We start from the raw sequence: 21372 nt of genomic DNA, 5'->3' as shown, positions 1-21372 counted from the left end.
GACGGCTCGCGCGTATTTCGGCTGCGGCGCCGTTGACGATCCGCCGCCGGGCATGGGGCATCCTTCGCGGCGAGACGCGCAGCATTCTTTTGGACTTGCTGGTCCAATTTTCGCGTGCCACGGTCAGGTTCCCAATTCCAACATCAGGAGCAACTTTATGAGCACACGTCTGGACGGCCGACACGCCTTGGTCACCGGCTCAACCGATGGTATCGGGGTCGCGATCGCGCACGCCCTCGCCGACGAGGGAGCAAGGGTTGTGGTCAGCGGCCGCAACGTGGAACGCGGCGAGCGGGTCGCCGCCGCCATCGCCGACCAGGGCGGCGACGCGCGATTCGTGGCAGCGGATCTCAGCAGCAGGGCCGACGTCCAGGCACTCGCACGTTCTGCTGGTACGGTCGACATCCTCGTCAACAACGCCGCAATGCTGATACCCAGCCGACCGACCGCCGAGATCCCCGAAGAACTGCTGGATGCGGCACTCGCGACCAACGTCAAGGCCGCGTTCCTGCTCACCGGTCTGCTGGCCCCGGCGATGGCGGCCCGTGGTGGCGGCGCGATCGTCAACGTCGGCTCGATCAACGGCCTGATCGGCAGAGCCCACAGCGCCCTGTACAGCGCGACGAAGGCAGCCGTCCACTCCCTCACCAAGTCGTGGGCAGCGGAGTACGGGCCCTCTGGGGTACGGGTGAACACCGTCGCCCCGGGACCGACACTCACGGAGAAGACCTCACAGGTCCGGGAACTGCTGGAACAGATGGTTCAGCGCGCGCCGGCGCAGCGTCTGAGCACACCCGAGGAAGTCGCGGCCGCCGTCGTCTTCCTCGCCGGTGACGGCGCAGCGAATATCCACGGCAGCACTCTCTCGGTCGACGGCGGTCTCGCCGGCGTCTAAGGCGTGTCCCGGAGAGCTGGTCGACGTACCGTCAGGGCGGCGCTGGACCTACGCGGAGTTCGGCGCGGCGGTCGACGGACTGGCGCGGGCGCTGCTGGGACGCGGGGTGGCCAAGGGCGACCGGGTCGGGATCTGGGCCGTCAACTGCCCGGAGTGGGTGTTCGTGCAGTACGCCACCGCCCGTATCGGCGCGATCATGGTGAACATCAATCCCGCTTACCGCGCCCACGAAGTGGAGTACGTACTCCGGCAGTCCGGGGTATCGCTGCTGATCGCCTCCCTCGCCCACCGGACCGGTGACTACCGCGCCCTGGTCGAGCAGGTGCGCGACCGCTGTCCCGAACTGCGCTCCGTGCACTACATCGGTGATCCGAGCTGGGACGAACTGCTGTCGGCAGCAAGGTCGGTGACGGGGGATCAGCTCGCGGAACGTGAGGCCGGGCTCTCCTGCGACGACCCGATCAATATCCAGTACACCTCGGGCACCACCGGCTTTCCCAAGGGCGCCACACTCTCCCACCACAACATCCTCAACAACGGCTATTTCGTGGGGGAGACGATCGGTTACACGGAGCAGGACCGGGTGTGTCTGCCCGTTCCCTTCTACCACTGCTTCGGCATGGTGATGGGCAATCTCGGTGCCACCTCCCACGGCGCGTGCATCGTCATCCCGGCGCCGTCGTTCGACGCGGCGGCGACACTGCGCGCGGTCGGGCAGGAGCGGGTGACCTCGCTGTACGGCGTTCCCACCATGTTCATCGCCGAGCTGAACCTCCCCGATCTCGCCTCGTACGACCTATCCTCGCTGCGCACCGGGATCATGGCGGGCTCGCCCTGCCCGGTGGAGGTGATGAGGCGGGTGGTCGCCGAGATGAACATGGCCGAGGTGTCGATCTGTTACGGAGCGCACGGCGGAGGTCATCGACCAGGGCCGCTGGATGCACACCGGCGATCTCGCGGCGATCAGGGAGGACGGCTACGCGCAGATCGTCGGCCGGATCAAGGACATGATCATCAGAGGCGGTGAGAATGTCTCGCCGCGCGAGATCGAGGAGTTCCTGCACGGCCATCCCGAGATCATGGATGTGCAGGTGATCGGCGTACCGGACGAGAAGTACGGTGAGGAGATCCTCGCCTGTGTGATCCCTCGCGATCCGGCGCGGCCACCGACGCCGGACGGGATCGTGGCGTACTGCCGTGAGCGGCTCGCGCACTACAAGATCCCGCGCCGGCTGGAGATCGTGGACGCCTTTCCCATGACCGTGAGCGGAAAGGTCAGAAAGATCGAACTGCGGGAGCGGTTCTCCGGCTCCGGCTCCGGTTCGGGTTCGGGCTCCGGCTCGGGCTCCGGTTCGGGGTTCCCGGCGTAGGGCGTGGCGCAGGGCGGATACGGGAAAGTCCCGCCGGGTGGCTGTCGTGTGACCGGCGCCCGGCGGGACTTTCCCGTACATTCGGCGAGGTCAGGCCACTCAGGCCACTACCTCGGCGAGCCGTCGCCACTCGGCACGAGGCAGGGTGCCCGGTGCGCCCGCGGTGCTGCCGGGCGTCACGATCTGGAGCGCGACATGGTCCGCGCCGGCCGCGTGGAATTCGTCGATACGGCTCTTGATCCGGGCGTCGTCGCCCCAGGCGTAGACGGCGTCGATGAGCCGGTCGCTGCCGCCGTTCAGGAAGTCGTCCTCGGTGAAGCCCAGCCGCAGGAAGCTGTTCGTGTAGTTCGGCAGCGTGAGATACATGGCGAGGTAGTCGCGGGCCGTGGTACGGGCGGTCTCCGGATCGGTGTCCAGGACGACCTTCAGCTCGGGAGCCAGGAGCGGTCCGGCGCCGAGAATGTCACGGGCCTGCGCGGTGTGCTCGGGAGTGACCAGATACGGATGGGCACCGCCCGCGCGGTCACGGGAGAGTTCGAGCATCTTCGGGCCGAGCGCGGCGAGCACGATCCGGCCGGCCGGGACCTTGCCCTCGTCCAGTCCGTCGAGATACTCGGCCATCGAGGAATAGGGACGCCGGTACTGCGAGGCGATCTTGGCGTGGCTGGCACCGAGACCGAGTACGAAGCGTCCCGGATGCTCGGAGTCCAGCCGCAGGAAGCGGGCGGCGGTGTCGGCGGCCTCGTACTGCCAGATGCTGAGGATGCCGGTGGCGACGGTGAGCCGCGACGTGGCCTCGATGAGCGGTTCCGCGTGCTCGACACCGCTCATGCCCAGCCAGACGGCGCCGAAGCCGAGCTCCTCCAGTTCGGCGGCGGCCTCCAGGGCTTCACCGCCCGCCGGGCCGTCGGAGCGGAGTCCCGAGCTCCAGATCCCGTACCGGCCCACGGACTCCTGCAGAGTAACCATCGTTCTTCTCTCCCACGTGCCTGTGAAATACAGCGATCACCGTGCCAACCCGGGCCCGGTACATGACTATTCCTGGATCAGGTCCTGGATCAGGCTAGGTGCCGGTCCGCGCCTGATCCCGGAGGCGCGGTGTCATGGCATCGGTCCTTCGCTGCTGCCGTACGGTGCGAACAGATCGAGCAGCCGGGTCCTCGCCTCGTGCAGCCGGTGGGCGAGCACGCCGCCGATCCAGAGCGCCACGGCCTGGCCGAACACCGGATCGCCGTGGCACATCCGCCGTACGTCGTCCGCGTCGAACTCGTACGTCCGCACCAGCGTCATGGCCTCCGCGCCGAACTGCCAGACGAACGGCGGAAAGAGCCAGGACCAGCCGACGAGACTGCCGGAGCCCAGGGACGCTATCTCCGCCGGGCGGCGGCCCGGTACCCGCACATCGAGGATCACGCAGCCGCTGCGCACGATCCAGAAGCGGTCGGCGGGCTGGCCCTCGTCGAAGATGCGCGTGCCTTCGGGGAAGTTCACCTGGCGCGCGCCGTGCATCAGCCGCTCCCGGTGGATCGGGGAGAGGCCGTGCAACGTGGTGTCGGTCGTGGTGGTCATGGCTGCCGCCTCCTTGGCGATGTCGCGGCGGCTAGGGCCTCTCGGCCCGGGCCAGGCCCACCAGGCCCCCGGCGGCCTGCGGGTTCCTCCTCTCCAGACTCCACCCGGAGCTCTTGTGGCGCTACGGGTGGCGCTACGGGGGATCCGCGCCCGGCCCGGGACGACTCTGCCGGTCCTGCCGGTCCGGGCGTTTTCGGGTTGGATGGAGAGTGTTCCCGATGCGGGCCGCAGGGCCCCGGGAGAGGAGGCGGATCATGCGCTTCGTCGACCGAACGGCCGCCGGGAAACGGCTGGCCGAAGAACTGGAACGGATGGATCTCGGCGATCCCGTGGTGCTGGGCCTGCCGCGCGGCGGGATTCCGGTGGCGTACGAGGTGGCCCGTGCGCTGGGCGCGCCGCTGGATGTGATCGCCGTACGCAAGCTGGGCGTGCCGTACCAGCCCGAGCTGGGATTCGGCGCCATCGGTGAGGACGGCGTACGGATCATGAACGACGATGTGCTCCGCGTCGCCCGGGTCGGCCCGCGCGAGCGCGCGGAGATCGAGCAGGACGCGCGCGAGGCGCTGGAGCTGCGGCTGCGGCGCTACCGTGGCGACCGGCCGCCGGTCGGGCTCAAGGACCGTACGGCGGTGATCGTCGACGACGGCATCGCCACGGGCTCCACCGCGTTCGCCGCCTGCCGCGTGGCGCGGGCGCGCGGTGCGGCACGGGTGGTGCTGGCCGTACCGCTGGCACCGGCCGACGCGCTGGCCTGGCTGAGGCAGGAGGCCGACGCCGTGGTGTGTCTGTACTCACCGGAGTACTTCGGCTCGGTCGGTCAGTGGTACGTGGACTTCGCGCAGACCGGCGACGACGAGGTCGCGGCGCTGCTCAGCCGAGGCGCGATGCCCGAGGAGAGCACCGCGCGTACAGGTAGAGGCACGGGCTCGGGCGCAGGCACGGGCTCGGGTACGGGTACGGGTACGGGTACGACCGGCGGTACGTGGCCGGAGCCCGGGCCGGAGGTGGCCGGGCGGCTCGCCGGGGATCCGGAGGTCATGGTCGGCACCGGACCGACCGCGCTGCCCGGGAGCCTGGTGGTGCCGGACGGCGCGCCGGGCATCGTGGCCTTCGCGCACGGCAGCGGAAGCAGCCGGCACAGCCCACGTAACCAGGCCGTGGCGTCGGCCCTGAACCGGGCGGGCTTCGGCACTCTGCTGTTCGATCTGCTCACACCGGACGAGGAACTGGACCGTACCAATGTCTTCGACATCGGCCTGCTGGCCGAGCGGCTCACCCTGGCCGTCCTGTGGCTGCGCCGCGAACGCGCCCTGCCGATCGGCTGCTTCGGTGCCAGCACCGGTGCCGCCGCGGCTCTGATGTCGGCGGCCGAGCCGCATACGGACATCGCGGCGGTGGTCTCCCGTGGCGGCCGTCCCGATCTGGCGGCGGGCCGGCTCGCGGAGGTACGGGCACCCACACTGCTCATCGTCGGCGGCGCGGACACCGAGGTACTGCGCCTCAACCGGCAGGCGGCAGGACGGCTGCGCTGCGAACACCAGGTCGCCGTCGTGCCGGGAGCCACCCATCTCTTCGAGGAGCCCGGAGCCCTGGAAGCGGTGGCCCATCTGGCCACGGAGTGGTTCACGCAGCACATGACACCGCACGGAGCGGCGGCGATGTCCGGGCCCGGCCGGACGGGCTGAAGCCGAGGCGGAGGACCAGATGTCGGCCGATCAGCATCACGCGCCGGAAGCACTACGCGCCGGTCGAGACCAGTTCGTCCGCCGCGCCGTTGACCGGCCTGGGAGTGCCGGTGAGGTCCATGACGAAGAGCGGAATGCCCAGATCGTCGGCGCGGGCGAGCGCGTCGTCCGCGTACCCGGCGAGCGAGAAGAAGACGCCCAGCGCCGAGGCGCCCAGTCCGTTGAGCCAGAGGCACTCGACGGAGCGCACATTGGCGGGCCGGGTGGTCGGCTCCACCTGGGCGACCACGTCCGGGCCGCACAGATCGATCAGATACGGCGCGCCCTCCGTTCCCTCTCCGGCCCGGACGACGCCCTCGAAGCCCAGCCAGCGCAGATAGAGCGCCGCAGCCGTGACCGCGTCATGCGCGGTACGGATCGTCAGCGGGCGGAACGACGGGCGCGGTGACGCCGCGGTCCGCGGCAGCGGGATACGCACGGGCGGTCCCGCAGGATGCGGTCCCGCGGGATGCGGTCCTGCGGAAGACGGCCCGGCCGACGGCCCGGCTTCAGGGACCGACGGCTCCGCCGACGACCTCGCCAGAGCCGTACCCGTACCCGTACCGCCGTCCTCCCGTACCGGAATCCGCAGCACCGTCCCGCACGGACAGCCCAGTTCCGGCCGTGGCCACTGGTCCTCGCGTCCGCACGCCGTACAGCGGACGGCCACCCACTCCTCCGCCCAGCTGCGGTACGTGACCGGCTGCACCGGTACGCCGCCGACCGGCGCGGGCGCCACCGGAGCTCCGCACGCGCAGGGATAGACCGACACCTCGAAGGCATGCCGGCCGCCGCAGGACGGACAGCTCACCCACACGCTCTCTGCCACCACGCGCCTCTCCGCCTCCCACCGGTCCCTCCGGCCGCGACCCGTCGCGCTCGGTGTCCCATCGTCCACCAAGAGCGAGGCCCAGGCGAGGCTCTTCGGTCATCTCGGCCATCCCTTGACGCGGTACGGAGTCCACCTTAGATTGATTCCATATAGCAGAACTAAACTTCCGCATTACGGAATCGACTCTCAGGTGGCGCGACAGAGCCCGAATCCGCCGGCCGAAGCAGGAGTACTCCATGCCTCGAATGACCGCTGCCCGAGCGGCAGTTGAGATCCTCAAGCGCGAGGGCGTGACAAACGCGTTCGGTGTGCCGGGCGCCGCGATCAATCCCTTCTACGCGGCCCTGAAGGCATCCGGCGGGATCCAGCACACGCTCGCCCGCCATGTCGAGGGCGCCTCGCACATGGCCGAGGGCTACACCCGTACCCATCCCGGCAATATCGGCGTCTGCGTCGGTACGTCGGGGCCCGCCGGCACGGACATGATCACCGGCCTCTACTCCGCGACCGGTGACTCGATCCCGATCCTGTGCATCACCGGCCAGGCGCCGACCGCGGTGATCCACAAGGAGGACTTCCAGGCCGTCGACATCGCCTCCATCGCCCGGCCCGTCACCAAGGCCGCGACGACGGTCCTGGAGGCCGCGCAGGTTCCCGGCGTCCTCCAGCAGGCCTTCCATCTGATGCGCTCGGGCCGGCCCGGTCCGGTTCTGGTGGATCTGCCGCTCGATGTCCAGCTCACCGAGATCGAGTTCGACCCGGAGACCTATGAGCCGCTGCCGGTCTACCGGCCGGCCGCGAGCCGCGCGCAGATCGAGAAAGCCGTACGGCTGCTCAACGCGTCCGAGCGCCCGCTGATCGTCGCGGGCGGCGGCATCATCAACGCCGACGCCGCCGAACTGCTGGTCGAGTTCGCGGAGCTGACCGGTACTCCGGTCATTCCCACGCTGATGGGCTGGGGCGCCATCGCGGACGACCATGAGCTGAACGCCGGCATGGTCGGCCTCCAGACCTCGCACCGCTACGGCAACGCGACCTTCCTGGAGTCGGACTTCGTCCTCGGCATCGGCAACCGCTGGGCCAACCGCCACACCGGAAAACTCGATGTCTACCGGCAGAGACGGACCTTCGTCCATGTCGACATCGAGCCCACCCAGATCGGCAAGATCTTCCCGCCGGACTACGGGATCGCCTCCGACGCCAAGGTTGCCCTGGAGCTCTTCGTGGAGATCGCGAAGGAGCTGAAGGACGCGGGCGAGCTGCCCGACCGCGCCGCGTGGGCCGCCTCCGCACAGCAGCGCAAGGCGACGCTCCATCGCCGTACACACTTCGACAATGTGCCGCTCAAGCCGCAGCGGGTGTACGAGGAGATGAACCGGGCCTTCGGTCCCGAGACCCGGTATGTCACCACCATCGGACTCTCGCAGATCGCCGGCGCGCAGATGCTGCATGTCTACCGGCCGCGCCACTGGATCAACTGCGGCCAGGCGGGCCCGCTCGGCTGGACCGTTCCCGCCGCGCTCGGAGTCGCCGTCGCCGATCCGGAGGCGTCGGTCGTCGCCCTCTCCGGCGACTACGACTTCCAGTTCATGCTGGAGGAGCTGGCGGTCGGCGCGCAGCACCGTATCCCTTATGTGCATGTGCTGGTGAACAACTCGTATCTGGGGCTGATCCGCCAGGCGCAGCGCAACTTCGACATCGACTTCCAGGTCAATCTGGAGTTCGAGAACATCAACTCGCCCGAGCTGGGCGTGTACGGCGTCGACCATGTCAAGGTCGTGGAAGGGCTGGGCTGCAAGGCGATCCGGGTCACCGAGCCCGATCAGCTTCTGCCGGCCTTCGAGGAGGCGAAGAAGCTCGCCGCCGAGTTCCGGGTGCCGGTCGTGGTCGAGGCGATCCTCGAACGCGTCACGAACATCTCGATGAGCGGCAGCGACATCGCGAGCGTGAACGAGTTCGAGGACATCGCCACGGAGCCGTGGCACGCGCCCACGGAGATCCTGCCGCTGACCTGATCCGTCGCTGTCCCCGACCGAGCAGCGACGGACGGACGCGGCCCCCGCACCGGAGAGAATCCGGTACGGGGGCCGTCGGCTTCGTACGGTCCCGTGGGAACGCGGAAGCCCGTGGGAACGCAGAAGAGCGCGGAGCACGGGAGATTCCGTGCTCCGCGCTCGCCTGTGTGGTTCCGGGCGGCGCCGGCGCCTGGGCGCGACAGGACAGGTGTCAGCGCAGGCGCCGCCCGGGTTCGGAGGTCCGGCGACGGTCCTTGAGTCTTAGACCTGGTCGCCGGAGAGGCGCTCGACGGAGCGCAGCAGTGCCGAGTGGTCCAGGCCGCCGTCGCCCTGCGCGCGCAGGGAGGCGACCAGTTGGGCGACCACGGCACCGACCGGAAGCGCGGCACCCACATTGCGGGCGGCGTCCGTGACGATGCCCATGTCCTTGTGGTGCAGATCGATCCGGAAGCCGGGCTTGAAGTCACGGTTCAGGAAGTTGTCCTTCTTACGCGTCAGCACGGTCGAGCCGGCCAGACCGCCGTTGAGGACGTCGAGCGCCGCCGCGAGGTCCACACCGGACTTCTCCAGGAAGACCACGGCCTCGGCGCACGCCTGGATATTGACCGCGACGATGAGCTGGTTGGCGGCCTTCACCGTCTGGCCCGAGCCATGCGGCCCGCAGAGCACGATGGTCCTGCCGAGGGCGTCGAACAGCGGCTTGGCCTCGTCGAAGTCGGCCCGCTCACCGCCGACCATGATGGAGAGGACCGCCTCGATGGCACCGGCCTCGCCGCCGGAGACCGGCGCGTCCAGCACCCGGATGCCCTTCTCCGCCGCGTTCTTGGCCAGATCCACCGAGGTCTGCGGAGTGATGGACGACATGTCGATCAGCAGCGCGCCGCTGCGGGCGTTCTCCAGAATGCCGTCCTCGCCATAGGCGATCGCCTCGACCTGCGGGGAGGCGGGCACCATCGTGACGATCACATCGGCGTCCCGTACCGCTTCGGCGACCGAGCCCGCGACCGTGCCGCCGGCCGCGGCCAGCCGGTCCAGCTTGGGCTGCTCCAGGGTGTAACCGGTCACCGGGTAACCGGCCTTGATCAGATTCTCGGACATGGGCGAGCCCATGATGCCGAGGCCGATCCACGCGATCTTGGGAGGATTACTCATGAGGCTGCCCTCTTTCGGCACACGTGCGTGCGTCTCGACACGCGCGTGACGGTGGTCACGTGACGGTGGTCCGGTGGTCAGTTGGCGAGCCAGTCGAAGGCCTCGGCGCTCGGACGGTCGCCCGGCTTGTACTCCAGGCCGATCCAGCCGGCGTAACCGGCCTTCCGCAGCCGCCCGATGAGATCGTCCAGCGGCAGCGCTCCGGTGCCGGGAGCACCTCGGCCCGGGTTGTCCGCGATCTGTACATGGCCGGTCTTGTCGGCATAGCGGTCGATGACCTCGTTCAGGTCCTCGCCGTTCATCGACAGGTGGTAGAGATCGAGCAGGAACGCGGCGTTGTCGAGCCCGGTGGCCTCGTTGACGCGGTCGACCACCTTGATCGCGGACTCCGCGCTCACCAGCGGATAGAGCGGCGACTCCGGCTTGTTGAGCGCCTCGATCAGCAGGATCGATCCGGCCTCGCTCGCCGCGCGGGCGGCCAGCACCAGATTGTCCAGGGCGAGAGTGTCCTGGAGGTGCGGGTCGACGCCCTCGACGCGATTGCCGTACAGCGCGTTGAGCGCCGGACAGTCGACGGACGCGGCGAAGGCCGCCGCGACCTCGACATTGGCGCGGAACCGCTCGGCCTCCTCACCGGGTACGGAGACCGCGCCGCGGTCGGGGCCCGGGAGCTGTCCGGCGTAGAAGTTCAGCCCCACGAGCTGCGTGCCCGCGTCGTTGAGCGCCTGCTTGAGGGCGTCCAGCTCGCTCTGCGGCGGCGTGGGGGTGTCGATCCAGGGCCACCACAGCTCCACGGCACTGAAGCCCGCAGCCGCCGCGGCGGCGGGACGCTCCAGTAGAGGGAGCTCGGTGAAGAGGATGGACAGGTTCACATCGAAGCGCTGCTCTGCGCCGCGCCCGTTCGTGGTGAGAGGGGCCATGAGGAGTCAGGCGCTCCTTCCGTATTGCGGAAGTTATCTTCTGCTTGATGGAAAGCCTGCCTCCGGGGCTCCTGGGCTGTCAAGAGGCCACGGATGAACACACCGGAAATCCGGCAGCCGCCGGTCAGTATGGTCCTGCGATGATCGTCGGCGGCGCGGCGAAACCTGTCCGAAGGATCCGAAGGAGGAGGGATGTCCGTGGTGCGGATCGACTCGACGGCGCCGATGTCGCCCGAGGCGGTGGTCCGCCCGGCCGTGCCCGGAGACCTCGACGCCGTGGCCGCGATCTTCGCGTACTACGTCGTCCACAGCGTGGTCACCTTCGAAGAGACACCGCCGGGCCTCGCCGCCTGGCGGGAGCGGCTCGACCAACTCGCCGGGCGCGGGCTGCCGTTCCTGGTCGCCGAGGTGGCCGGTGAGGTGGCTGGGTACGCGTATGCCGCGCCCTGGCGTACGAAACCGGCCTACCGGCACACCGTCGAGGACACCATCTATCTGGCCCCGGGCCGCACCGGCCGAGGACTCGGCGGCGCGCTCCTGGGCACGCTGCTGACCGGCTGCGCCGAGGCCGGGATACGGCAGGTGATCGCGGTCCTGGTCGACACCGGCGACGACGCGTCGGCCGCCCTGCACCGGCGCTTCGGTTTCGTTGACGCGGGACGGCTGACGGGAGTCGGCCACAAGCACGGCCGACGGCTGGACACGGTCCTGATGCAGCGCGAGCTCGCCGGACCGTGATCCGTACGGTCCGGACCATAATCCGTACGGTGAGGACCGGCCCGGGCGGTGGAGGCCGGAGCGCCGGAGCGTACGTCCCGAACCCGGCCCGAACCCGGCCCGAATCCATCCTGCGAAGCCGAGAAGGCGGAGGCTCCCATGGCGTATCAGCAGCCGGTGCTCGACGAGCTGGACCGGCGGATTCTCGCGGCGCTCATCGCCAACGCCAGGAGCAGCTTCACCGAGATCGGCCAGACGGTCGGACTGTCGGCGCCCGCGGTCAAGCGCAGGGTCGACCGGATGCGTGACGACGATGTGATCACCGGATTCACCACCATCGTGCGGCCCGCCGCCCTCGGCTGGCGCACCGAGGCGTATGTCGAGGTCTTCTGCGACAGCGCGGCGCCGCCGCGGCGGCTCGCCGAAGTCACCCGGAACCATCCCGAGGTGGTGGCCGCGGTGACCGTGACCGGTGGCGCGGACGCCCTGCTGCATATCAGGGCCGCGGACATCGGGCATTTCGAGGAGGTGCTGGAGCGGATCCGGGCCGAGCCGTTCGTCACCCGTACCAACAGCTTTGTCGTACTGACCCATCTGCTGCCCAACAGCCCGGAGGCCGGAAGCCTCGCCGCACCGCCCGACGCGGGACCCGTCACGCCCTGACGCGCTCTGACGCGCTCTGACGTGCTGACGCGCCCTGCGCGCTCTGACGCAACGAACAGCCGCTGAACGGGCCCACGACGCAGCATTCTTGCGTCCACGCGCAAGTTCCGTTCCTTGAGGGACTCTCCTTCCCTTCCTATCGTTGAGGCATCCCCGTCGGCGAGAGGAAACTCCATGCCGTCCTTCCGTGCGCCCGGACCTCGTGTGCCCAGGCCTCGGCGCTATCTGACCTGCGAACCACGTCACTTCGACGTCCGCTATGCCATCAATCCCTGGATGCGCGAAGGGACGCCCGTCGACACGGCCCTCGCGCGCGCCCAGTGGGAGTCGCTCGTGCGCGTCTACCGCGATCTCGGCCATACGGTGGAGACCGTCGAACCCCTCGCGGGACTGCCCGACATGGTGTTCGCCGCCAACGCGGCGGTGGTGATCGACGGCCGGGTCTTCGGCTCGCGGTTCCACGCGCCGCAGCGGCGTCCCGAGGCCGGCGCGTACGCGCGGTGGTTCGAGGAGGCGGCCGGATTCGAGGTGCATGTCCCGCAGGCCGTGTGCGAGGGCGAGGGCGACTTCGTACCGGTCGGCGGTCTCGTCCTGGCCGGCACCGGTTTCCGTACGACGGTCGAGGCGCACCAGGAGGCCCAGGAGTTCTTCGGAGTGCCGACGGTCAGCCTCCGTCTTGTGGACCCGTACTTCTACCATCTGGACACCGCGCTGTTCGCCCTGGACGACGAGAACGTCGCGTACTACCCAGAAGCCTTCTCGCCCGGGAGCCGCGCGGTGCTGGAGCGGCTCTTCCCCGACGCGCTGCTCGCCACTGCGGACGACGCGATGGCCTTCGGTCTGAACTCCGTCTCCGACGGCTGCCATGTGATCATCTCTCCGCGCGCCACCAGTCTCATCGAAGGGCTCACACGGCGCGGCTATGTCCCGGTTCCGGTTGAGCTGTCCGAGTTCCACAAGGCGGGCGGTGGAGCCAAGTGCTGCACTCAGGAGATCCGCGGTTCGTCAGACTGTCGGTTAAGGTCGTCCTCGTCCCAGGCCGGTGCGATGGAGGCACGATGCGACTGAGAGTCGAGTTCACGACCGAACCTTTCGATCTCGACGAGGCGCCCGCGCACGCGGTGGTGGCCCGCGAGATCGTCCAGAGCGCGGAACTGGACGCCGTCGACGTAGGGCCCTTCGGCAATACGGCGGAGGGCGGCGCGGAGGCGGTGCTGAGCACGGTGGACGCGCTGCTGCGCAGGTCGCTGGCCGTCGGCGCCACCCGGATCTCGCTCCAGGTGAATGTGATCGGTGACGCCCATATCACCGACGACACCCATATCACCGACGTCGCCGGTGCCGCCGACGTCGCCGCAGTCGAGGACGCCCGGTGACCGGGCCGGTGGACCATCCCTTCATCATGGCGGTAAAGCCGCTGGTGGACGCCATGGGCGGCGAACTGCTCGCGCCTCAGGAGGCCCTGCCCGACGATGTCGTGCTCGCCTGGGAGGGCGCGGACATCCTCGCCGTACGGCTGCCGCAGCTCTCGGAGTCCCTGGATCACATCCTGGCGGCCCTGGAGCGGCAGCACGGTATGCCGCTCGCCGATCTCGACCGCAGGACCAAGCAGTCGGTCGTACGGATACTGGAGGCGCGCGGCGCCTTCTCCGTACGCCATGGCGTGGAGACGGTGGCGAGCGCCCTCGGCGTCAGCCGCTTCACCGTCTACAACTACCTGAACCGCGAGAACGCGGCGAAGGGAGTGCAATAGAGGCGAAGGCAGTGCAATGGAAGAGGGCCCGGTAAGGGGCAGTGCCGGGGCTTTCGTATACAGGATTTCAACAAAGTGTTGACGTTGTGGTGCCGAGGGCGTTAGCTATGCGAAGCCTGCCCAGCACAGCCACGGAGGCTCCCGTGACTTCGACACCGGCACCGGGCCTGGCCCGGTTCAACACCTCTTCCGACTCTTCCGACCGTGCGCTCCTGGCCGTGCTGCACGAGGTGTGCGCCAGTCCGGCGTGGGCGAGGAAGCTGCTCGCCCGGCGCCCGTACGCCACTGCCGACGCCCTCTTCGCCGCCGGTGACACCGCCACGGATGAGCTGGACGACACGGAGCTGGCCGAGGCGATGGCTGGGCATCCGCCGATCGGCCGGCCGAAGCCCGGAGATCCCGCCTCCTCCCGGGAGCAGCGAGGGATGGCCGGTGCCTCCGAGGAGCTCAGGGCCGAGATGCTGGAACTGAATCTGGCGTACCAGGACCGTTTCGGACATGTCTTTCTGATCTGCGCCACCGGCGCGACCGGTGAGCAGATGCGTGATGCGCTGAAGGAGCGGCTGGCGCACACGCCCGAGCGGGAGCGCGCGATCGCACGCGCCGAACTGGGGAAGATCAACCGTATCCGGCTGACCCGTCTGACGGAGGACCTCGTGGCCGAGGACGCAGTGGACGCAGAGAACGCAAAGGACAGCGCCTCATGAGCACCACCGCGACCACCGCCTCGGTGTCCACGCACATCCTGGACACCAGCACCGGACGCCCCGCCGTGGACGTCGCCGTGTCGCTCGCTGCCCGGAGCGGTCCCGGCGCCGCCTGGGTGGCGCTCGGCGGCTCGCGCACCGACGCGGACGGGCGCTGCAAGGACCTGCCGGCGCTGCCGACGGAAACGGCACAGGTACGTCTCGACTTCGGGACCGAGGCGTATTTCGTCAGCAGAGACCAAGCCGAGGCACAGCTGGACGCCTCCCGCGCCTTCCGCGCACGGGACAGCGGCACATCGTTCTTCCCGGAGGTGACGATCACCTTCACCGTCACTCCCGGCGAGCACTACCACGTACCGCTGCTGCTCAGCCCGTTCGGCTACTCCGTATACCGAGGGAGCTAGCGAGCCATGCCCACGATTCTCGGCCAGAACCAGTACGGCAAGGCGGAGAGCCGCGTCGTCAGGATCACGCGGGACGGCCGTACCCATCACATCAAGGACCTGAATGTCTCCGTCGCCCTCTCCGGCGACATGGCGGACGTCCATCACTCCGGTTCCAACACCCATGTCCTGCCGACCGACACCACCAAGAACACGGTGTACGCGTTCGCCAAGGAGCATGGCATCGAGTCGGCCGAGCAGTTCGGCATCCATCTCGCCCGGCACTTCGTGACCGGCCAGGAGCCGATCCACCGGGCGCGTATCCGGATCGAGGAGTACGCCTGGGAGCGCATCGACACCTCCGACGGCATGGCTCCCGACGGCGAGGTCTGGTCCGGCACGGCCGAGCAGCCCAGGCACTCCTTCGTCCGTACGGGCCAGGAGACACGTCTCGCCCAGATCACCTTCGACGGCGACAGCTGGGAGGTCGTCTCGGGACTGACGGATCTGACGGTGCTGAACTCGACCAACTCCGAGTTCTGGGGCTACGCCAAGGACAAGTACACAACGCTCCGGGAGGCGTACGACCGTATTCTCGCGACCGACGTCTCCGCGCGATGGCGCTACCGCTGGTCGGGCAACGGTTCGAGTGACGGTTCGAGTGACGGCTCGGGTGACGGCTCGGGTGACGGCGTACCGATGCCGGACTGGGACGAGTCCTACGCGCAGACGAAGAAGCACATCCTCCGGACCTTCGCCGAGACCTACTCGCTCTCGCTCCAGCAGTCCCTGTACCAGATGGGTACGAGCGTCATCGAGAACCGCGGTGAGATCGAGGAGATCCGTTTCTCCCTGCCGAACAAGCATCACTTCCTGGTCGATCTGGAGCCCTTCGGGCTGAAGAACGACAACGAGGTGTACTTCGCGGCCGACCGTCCCTACGGGCTCATCGAGGCCACCGTCCTGCGCGACGGAGCCGAGCCGCGCATCCCGGTCGACCTCACGCGTCTCCGATGAGCCCGATGAACCCTATGAGCCCGACCGGCCCAATGAGTCCGACGAGTCCGGTGGATGAGCCGGGCCGACGCCCGAAGGCAGGAAGAGGAAGAGGAATCGCCATGGCGGCTTCGCGCATCGTCATCGAGAACTGCGCCATCGCGACCGTGGACGCGCACGACACCGAGTACGCCTCGGGACATGTCGTCGTCGCGGACAACCGGATCGAGTCGGTCGGCGCGGGCCCGGCTCCGGCCGGTCTGGAGCGGGTGGTCCGCCGTATCGACGGCACCGGGCATCTCATCACTCCGGGCCTGGTCAATACGCATCATCACTTCTACCAGTGGATCACCCGAGGGCTCGCCACCGACCACAATCTCTTCGACTGGCTGGTGGCGCTCTATCCGATCTGGGCGCGGATCGACGAGCCGATGGTACGGGCGGCGGCGCGGGGCTCGCTCGCGATGATGGCCCGCGGCGGCGTCACCACCGCCATGGACCACCACTATGTCTATCCGCGCGGCACGGGAGATCTGTCGGGTGCGATCATCGGCGCCGCCGCGGAGACAGGCGTACGGTTCACTCTCGCCCGTGGCTCCATGGACCGCGGGATCTCGGACGGCGGACTGCCTCCGGACTTCGCCGTGGAGTCCCTCGACGGCGCGCTCGCCGCCACCGAGGCGACCATCGACCGCCACCACGACACCGCGTCCGACGCGATGACCCAGATCGCGGTCGCACCGTGCTCGCCGTTCTCCGTCTCCACCGAACTGCTCGTGGAGGGCGCGGAGTTGGCCCGGCGTAAGGGCGTGAGGCTGCATACGCACGGCAGTGAGACCATGGAGGAGGAGCAGTTCTGCAAGGAGCTGTTCGGGATGGGACCTACGGACTACTTCGAGTCGACCGGCTGGCTCGGCTCCGATGTGTGGATGGCCCACTGCGTCCATATGAACGACTCCGACATTGCCGCGTTCGCGCGTACGGGCACGGGCGTCGCACACTGCCCGTCCTCCAACGCCCGCCTCGCCGCCGGGATCGCCAGGGTCTCCGACATGCTCGCGGCGGGTGTCCCGGTCGGTCTGGGTGTCGACGGGACCGCTTCCAACGAGTCGGGCGAACTCCACACCGAGCTGCGCAACGCGCTGCTCATCAACCGCCTCGGCGCACGGAGTGAGAGCGCCCTGAACGCGCGTCAGGCGCTGCGGCTCGGTACGTACGGCGGCGCTCAAGTCCTCGGCCGCGCCGATCAGATCGGGTCGATCGAGACGGGCAAGCTCGCCGATCTCGTGCTCTGGAAGCTGGACACGCTCGCGCACGCCTCGATCGCGGACCCGGTCGTCGCGCTGGTCCTCGGCGCCGCCGCGCCCGTCACGCTCTCGCTGGTCAACGGCGTGAGCGTGGTCGAGGACAACCGTCTGACCACGGTGGACGAGGACGCCATCGCCCGTGAGACACGGAGCGAGGCGCGGCGCCTCGCGCGGATCGCGGCGGAGGGCCGATCGGGCTGATCGTCCGGCCGCCTCGCCGCGCTCAGAGGCGGGACGGGGCTCAGAGACGGGACGGGTACGAGTACGGGTACGAGTACGGGTACGGCACCGATGGAAGCCCGAGGTGCCGTACCCGCCGTCGTATTACCGACTACGCCTGACTACCGACTACGCCTGACGACCGGCCCGTTCAGCCGATCTCGTTCAGCCGATGTGGAAGCTGTCGCCGTAGACCTTCCAGTCCAGCGGCGGGTCCAGATTCAGATTGCCCTTGTTGAGGAACACCCGCTGCGCGGTGTCCACCCGGCTGGTGTCCTCGTGCGCCTCCTCCTGCTTCATCGCCCACACCCGGGCGTCGAGGAAGGCGTGCAGATACTGCTTCTCGTCGCCGCCCTGGGCCGGAGGCTTCGCCTTGGCCAGCGCGCGCTTGCGGATACTGCTGAAGCTGGTGCTGTCGCCGCCGTCGCCGTGCATGACGATGGCGTCGTAGTACGCGAACTGCCCGAGCGTGCCGAGCTTGTCCTGCTTGGCGCGGTTCACGGCCGGGTTGAAGTAGACGCGGTCGCGCTCGTCGTTCTGCGCGGTCTTGAACGCGGAGTCCTTGGCCGCCTGCTTCCAGGCCGAGGTGAAGCCCGGGTCGAGTCCCTGGTGCGAGTCCGTGCCGTCGACCTGCCGCAGGGCGGGCAGATACGAGGCGAGCGCGTTGCCCGGCTTACGGCCGGTGTACAGCTCGACCAGGTCCAGCATGTCGCCCGTACCGGAACAGAATCCGATGATGCCGGCGGTGTAGCCGCGGCCGTCGCCGATGTCTTCGATGTAGCCGTACTGGGCTTTCCAGTCCAGCGAGGAGTTCTCCGCGCTGGAGACGAGCTGCATGGCGATCTCCTTCTTCGCCGGATCGTCGAGTCCCGTCGCCGCGGCGGCGGAGGGCGCGAGGGGGGCGGCGCGGCCGGCGTCGGCGGGCTCCGGTGCCGCGTGCGCGGTGGTGGTGGCGGTGAGAGGAACGGCGACCAGTGTCAGTGCGAGCAGAACAGTGCGTACGTGGGGGGTGGGCACCCTGACCTCCATGGGGAGAGTTCCTGGTTGCGCTTATCTGTTAGGAAGCTTTCCTATCAAGGCTGAGAGGTGGTGCCTACCCGTTCGGATGTGAAGAAGAAGTGAGAGGGCGACTGCGCGCTACTTCGGCGACTACGCGCTACTGCGCGGCGATGCGGTAGCGGTCGCCGTACACCGTCCAGTCGAGCGGCGGATCCAGATCCAGATTGCCTCGGTCGAGGAAGATCCGCTGGGCCGTCTCGACGCGACTGATGTCCGAGTGGGACGGTTCGTCGCGCATCGCGGCGACCCGTGCGTCCAGGAACGCGTCGAGATACGCCGTCTCGTCGCCTCCGCGCGCGGGCGACTCGGCCTTGCGCAGGGCCTGTTCGCGGATCGTACGGAAGCCGGCCTCGACCTTGCCGTCCCTTGTGCCGTCGCCGTAGCCGTGCATCACATAGGCGTCGAAGTAGATGAACTGCCCGAGCGTGCCGAGGCCGTCGGCCTTCGCCCGGGTGACGGCCGGATCGAAGTACGTCCGGTCGCGCTCCTCGTCCTGGGCCTTCCGCAGAGCGGGATCCTCGGCCGCCTTCCGCCAGGCGTCGGTGAAGGCGCGGCCGAGCCCTTCGTGGGACGCGCTGCCCCGGGCCGCGCGCAGCGCGGGGAGGAAACGCTCCAGGGCATTGCCGGGGCGCGCGTCGGTGTACCGCAGGACGACCAGGAGGAGATCGCCGCAGCCGGTGCAGAATCCGATGATGCCGGCGGTGTAGCCGCGGCCGTCGCCGATGTCTTCGATGTAGCCGTACTGGGCTTTCCAGTCCAGTGAGGAGTTCTCCGCGCTGGAGACGAGCCGCATCGCGATCTCCTTCTTCGCCGGATCGTCCAGCCCGGCCGACGTGGCGGAGGAGACGGTTCCACCGGGCCCGCCCGGTCCGCCGGATCCGCCAGGTCCACCCGGGACGGTGGAGGCGGCGGGGCCGGATGTGCACGCGGCGCAGAGCGCGAGCAGCGGCGCCAGCAGGACGAGCAGCAGTCGGCGGAGCGCGTGGAGCACCTACCGGTCCCTTCCCCGTGGTGTGCACCGGATCCCGAGTGTGTACCGGCCGGATCATGAGATTACGGGAGTAGTCCGGGATTACCCCGTATGGGTGGTGGACGGCGGATGAACCGTGCCCTGCGGAGCGGAGGTTCGCGGCTTCTCCCTGCTTGGCTTGTCTCCGCGCGGCTTCTCCTTACGGAGGAGAGCCGCCGCCACCGCGAGCGCCGCCACGGCCACGCCCGCCGCCGTACGGAACGCGAGCCGGTAGCCGTCGCTCAACGCCGCCACCGCGTCGTCGCCCGCGCTGAGCAGCTCGCTCGTCCGGCCGGAGGCGAGCGTCGTGGTGACGGCGAGACCGAGCGCACCGCCCACCACCTGGCCGGTGTTGAACAGGCCCGACGCGAGACCGCCGTCCTCCGGCCGTACGTCCGCCATCGCCAGGCCCGTGAGCGCCGGCATGGCGAGGCCGAAGCCGATGCCGAGCAGCAGCGTCACGGGCAGCACGTCGGCGGCGTACGTACCGTCCGCGGGCGCCCGCCCGAACAGCGTCAGCCCGGCGACGATCAGCGCGAGCCCGGCGAGCAGCACACGCCGGGGCCCGAACCGTACGGTCACCCGGGCTGACAGGCCCAGCATCAGCACACCGATGACGACCGGCGCGGGCAGGAACGCGAGGCCCGTCAGCAGCGCGTCGTAGCCCAGCACCCGCTGGATGTAGAGCGCGCCGAGATACTGGAAGGTGAACATCCCGGCGACCATCAGCAGCTGCACGAGATTCGCGCCGACCAGCGTCCGTGAGCGCAGCAGCCGTGGACGCAGCAGAGGATCGGCCGCGTACGACTGCCGTACGGCGAAGCCCGCGAGCAGCAGTACGGAGAGTCCGCCGAACCCGAGAGTGCGGGCGGATGTCCAGCCGTGGTCGGCGGCCTTGACGATGGTGTGGACACCGAGCATCAGCGCCGCCGTGACCAGCACCGCGCCCGGATAATCCGCGCCCTTGCCGAGGCCCTGTCCGCGGTCGTTCTCCAGCACGCGCGTGGCGGCGATCAGCGCGGCCACTCCGATCGGCAGATTGATCAGGAAGATCGAGTGCCAGCCGAGCGCCGAGGTGAGGGCGCCGCCGAGAAAGGTGCCGAGCGCGCCGCCCGCGGCACCCACCGCGCTGAACACGGCGATGGCCCTGGCCCGGTCGCGGCCCTCCTCGAAGAGCGCGACCAGCATCCCGAGGACGACCGCCGAGGTCATCGCTCCTCCGACGCCCTGGAGAAAGCGCGCGGCGATCAGGGCGCCGGAGCTGGTGGAGAGTCCGCAGAGCAGCGAGGCGGCGGTGAACACGGCGAGTCCGGAGACGAACATCCGCCGTCTGCCGATGAGATCACCGAGCCGTCCCGCCAGCAGCAGGAGTCCGGCGAAGGCGATCAGATAGGCGTTGACGACCCAGGCGAGACCGGCCGGTGAGAAGCCGAGGTCGGACTGGATCGCGGGCATCGCCACGGTGACGATACTGCCGTCGAGAACGGTCATCAGGGTTCCCGCGCACAGCACGGTCAGCGCTGTCCAGCGGGAGTGACGGGCAGGTGGTACGACCCTGTCCATGGGCTTCGGACCTCCAAAGGTGCACGATATGTAACGGGCTTATCGTGGGCGGCCGTCCAGGCCGCCGGTAAGGAGGCACTTCGATGTCCCAAGGGAACACGCGCGTAACGACGCAGCTCGTGCACGCGCAGGCATGCCCGGTGCGGGAGGTTCTTGACAGGGTCGCCGGGAAGTGGAGCGTCCTGATCATCGTCGCCGCCGCCCATGGACCGATCCGCTTCACGGAGCTGGAGCGCTCCATCGAGGGCATCAGCCGGCGGATGCTCACCCTGACCTTGCGCAATCTGGAGCGTGACGGGCTGCTGATCCGTACGGTGCATCCGACGGTCCCGCCCAAGGTCGAGTACGAACTGACGGCGGTGGCCCGCGAACTGCACGCCTCTCTGCTGGGACTGACGGACTGGGCCGAGCGCCACCGGGTGACGATCGCCGAGTCGCGGGCGGCGTACGACGAGGCGCACGGGCGCGACCCGAACGCGGTCTGAGCGCGGCCCGAACGTGCTCTGAGGCGGCCGGAGC

General features: G+C 69.1%; 21 protein-coding genes and 1 pseudogene. 14 read left to right on the top strand and 8 right to left on the bottom strand.

Features of this window, described 5'->3' with window-relative positions; genetic code table 11:
* Positions 1-157 precede the first annotated feature (157 nt).
* Together ACFV6H_RS26560 and ACFV6H_RS26555 are read left to right on the top strand one after the other, a co-directional pair.
* Positions 158-895: an SDR family NAD(P)-dependent oxidoreductase gene (locus ACFV6H_RS26560; RefSeq protein ID WP_385546647.1), complete on the top strand. Its 738-nt coding sequence runs from the start codon at positions 158-160 to the stop codon at positions 893-895.
* Positions 831-2265 (top strand): annotated as a pseudogene (locus ACFV6H_RS26555) (AMP-binding protein). The gene ACFV6H_RS26560 and the pseudogene ACFV6H_RS26555 overlap by 65 nt, the downstream one beginning before the upstream one ends.
* Before the next feature lie 99 nt (positions 2266-2364).
* Here ACFV6H_RS26555 and ACFV6H_RS26550 read toward each other — a convergent pair.
* Positions 2365-3234, bottom strand: coding sequence for an LLM class F420-dependent oxidoreductase (locus tag ACFV6H_RS26550; protein WP_385546644.1), 870 nt, complete (start codon positions 3232-3234; stop codon positions 2365-2367).
* 132 nt (positions 3235-3366) lie between these two features.
* Positions 3367-3834 (bottom strand): Crp/Fnr family transcriptional regulator, encoded by a 468-nt coding sequence (locus tag ACFV6H_RS26545; protein ID WP_093600042.1) that lies wholly within the window; start codon positions 3832-3834, stop codon positions 3367-3369.
* Between the two features lie 254 nt (positions 3835-4088).
* Between ACFV6H_RS26545 and ACFV6H_RS26540 the strand changes: the two genes are divergently transcribed.
* Complete coding sequence (locus ACFV6H_RS26540; protein WP_385546640.1) at positions 4089-5519, top strand: phosphoribosyltransferase family protein; 1431 nt, start codon at positions 4089-4091, stop codon at positions 5517-5519.
* Positions 5520-5571: 52 nt separating this feature from the next.
* On the opposite strand, the gene ACFV6H_RS26535 is transcribed toward ACFV6H_RS26540, so the two are convergent.
* Positions 5572-6387 carry a hypothetical protein gene (locus ACFV6H_RS26535; RefSeq protein WP_385546637.1) on the bottom strand — a complete coding sequence of 272 codons (816 nt, stop codon included), beginning with the start codon at positions 6385-6387 and terminating at the stop codon, positions 5572-5574.
* Positions 6388-6626: 239 nt separating this feature from the next.
* Between ACFV6H_RS26535 and gcl the strand changes: the two genes are divergently transcribed.
* A complete protein-coding gene (gene gcl / locus ACFV6H_RS26530; protein WP_385546634.1) occupies positions 6627-8405 on the top strand; it encodes a glyoxylate carboligase in 1779 nt (592 codons plus the stop codon).
* Between the two features lie 261 nt (positions 8406-8666).
* Here gcl and ACFV6H_RS26525 read toward each other — a convergent pair whose 3' ends face one another.
* Together ACFV6H_RS26525 and ACFV6H_RS26520 are read right to left on the bottom strand one after the other, a co-directional pair.
* A complete protein-coding gene (locus ACFV6H_RS26525) occupies positions 8667-9557 on the bottom strand; it encodes a 2-hydroxy-3-oxopropionate reductase (protein ID WP_093603009.1) in 891 nt (296 codons plus the stop codon).
* Between the two features lie 77 nt (positions 9558-9634).
* Entirely contained in the window at positions 9635-10477 is an 843-nt protein-coding gene (locus ACFV6H_RS26520; protein WP_385546629.1) for a TIM barrel protein, read from the bottom strand.
* A gap of 192 nt (positions 10478-10669) precedes the next feature.
* On the opposite strand from ACFV6H_RS26520, the gene ACFV6H_RS26515 reads away from it, so the two are divergent.
* The 9 genes from ACFV6H_RS26515 to ACFV6H_RS26475 all read left to right on the top strand — a co-directional run bounded on the left by ACFV6H_RS26515 (position 10670) and on the right by ACFV6H_RS26475 (position 17204).
* Complete coding sequence (locus tag ACFV6H_RS26515) at positions 10670-11215, top strand: GNAT family N-acetyltransferase (RefSeq protein ID WP_385546626.1); 546 nt, start codon at positions 10670-10672, stop codon at positions 11213-11215.
* A 138-nt stretch (positions 11216-11353) separates the two neighbouring features.
* Positions 11354-11857, top strand: coding sequence for an Lrp/AsnC family transcriptional regulator (locus ACFV6H_RS26510; protein WP_093600255.1), 504 nt, complete (start codon positions 11354-11356; stop codon positions 11855-11857).
* A 174-nt stretch (positions 11858-12031) separates the two neighbouring features.
* The gene (gene ddaH / locus ACFV6H_RS26505) at positions 12032-12925 is read left to right on the top strand and encodes a dimethylargininase (RefSeq protein WP_385546622.1); all 894 of its coding nucleotides are present in this window, start codon (positions 12032-12034) and stop codon (positions 12923-12925) included.
* Positions 12916-13233, top strand: coding sequence for a hypothetical protein (locus tag ACFV6H_RS26500; RefSeq protein WP_385546619.1), 318 nt, complete (start codon positions 12916-12918; stop codon positions 13231-13233). The genes ddaH and ACFV6H_RS26500 overlap by 10 nt, the downstream gene beginning before the upstream one ends.
* On the top strand, positions 13230-13610 hold the full coding sequence (locus tag ACFV6H_RS26495; RefSeq protein ID WP_093600251.1) for a helix-turn-helix domain-containing protein: 381 nt from the start codon (positions 13230-13232) through the stop codon (positions 13608-13610). Before ACFV6H_RS26500 ends, ACFV6H_RS26495 begins: the two co-directional genes overlap by 4 nt.
* 143 nt (positions 13611-13753) lie before the next feature.
* Positions 13754-14317, top strand: coding sequence for a 2-oxo-4-hydroxy-4-carboxy-5-ureidoimidazoline decarboxylase (gene uraD / locus ACFV6H_RS26490; protein ID WP_385546615.1), 564 nt, complete (start codon positions 13754-13756; stop codon positions 14315-14317).
* Positions 14314-14721 carry a hydroxyisourate hydrolase gene (gene uraH / locus ACFV6H_RS26485; RefSeq protein WP_385546612.1) on the top strand — a complete coding sequence of 136 codons (408 nt, stop codon included), beginning with the start codon at positions 14314-14316 and terminating at the stop codon, positions 14719-14721. The genes uraD and uraH overlap by 4 nt, the downstream gene beginning before the upstream one ends.
* A 6-nt stretch (positions 14722-14727) precedes the next feature.
* On the top strand, positions 14728-15717 hold the full coding sequence (pucL, locus tag ACFV6H_RS26480; protein WP_385546609.1) for a factor-independent urate hydroxylase: 990 nt from the start codon (positions 14728-14730) through the stop codon (positions 15715-15717).
* Positions 15718-15818: 101 nt separating this feature from the next.
* Entirely contained in the window at positions 15819-17204 is a 1386-nt protein-coding gene (locus ACFV6H_RS26475) for an 8-oxoguanine deaminase (RefSeq protein WP_385546606.1), read from the top strand.
* Between the two features lie 183 nt (positions 17205-17387).
* On the opposite strand, the gene ACFV6H_RS26470 is transcribed toward ACFV6H_RS26475, so the two are convergent.
* The 3 genes from ACFV6H_RS26470 to ACFV6H_RS26460 form a co-directional block, all read right to left on the bottom strand.
* A complete protein-coding gene (locus ACFV6H_RS26470) occupies positions 17388-18251 on the bottom strand; it encodes a chitosanase (protein WP_385546603.1) in 864 nt (287 codons plus the stop codon).
* A 127-nt stretch (positions 18252-18378) separates the two neighbouring features.
* Positions 18379-19272 (bottom strand): chitosanase, encoded by an 894-nt coding sequence (locus ACFV6H_RS26465; RefSeq protein ID WP_385546601.1) that lies wholly within the window; start codon positions 19270-19272, stop codon positions 18379-18381.
* Between the two features lie 81 nt (positions 19273-19353).
* Positions 19354-20853: an MFS transporter gene (locus ACFV6H_RS26460; RefSeq protein ID WP_385546598.1), complete on the bottom strand. Its 1500-nt coding sequence runs from the start codon at positions 20851-20853 to the stop codon at positions 19354-19356.
* 83 nt (positions 20854-20936) lie between these two features.
* On the opposite strand from ACFV6H_RS26460, the gene ACFV6H_RS26455 reads away from it, so the two are divergent.
* A complete protein-coding gene (locus ACFV6H_RS26455) occupies positions 20937-21338 on the top strand; it encodes a winged helix-turn-helix transcriptional regulator (RefSeq protein ID WP_385546595.1) in 402 nt (133 codons plus the stop codon).
* Positions 21339-21372 lie beyond the last annotated feature (34 nt).

Source organism: Streptomyces sp. NPDC059743 (assembly GCF_042732975.1).
Classification (GTDB): Bacteria; Actinomycetota; Actinomycetes; order Streptomycetales; family Streptomycetaceae; genus Streptomyces.
This window is presented reverse-complemented; position numbering and strand designations above follow the sequence as displayed.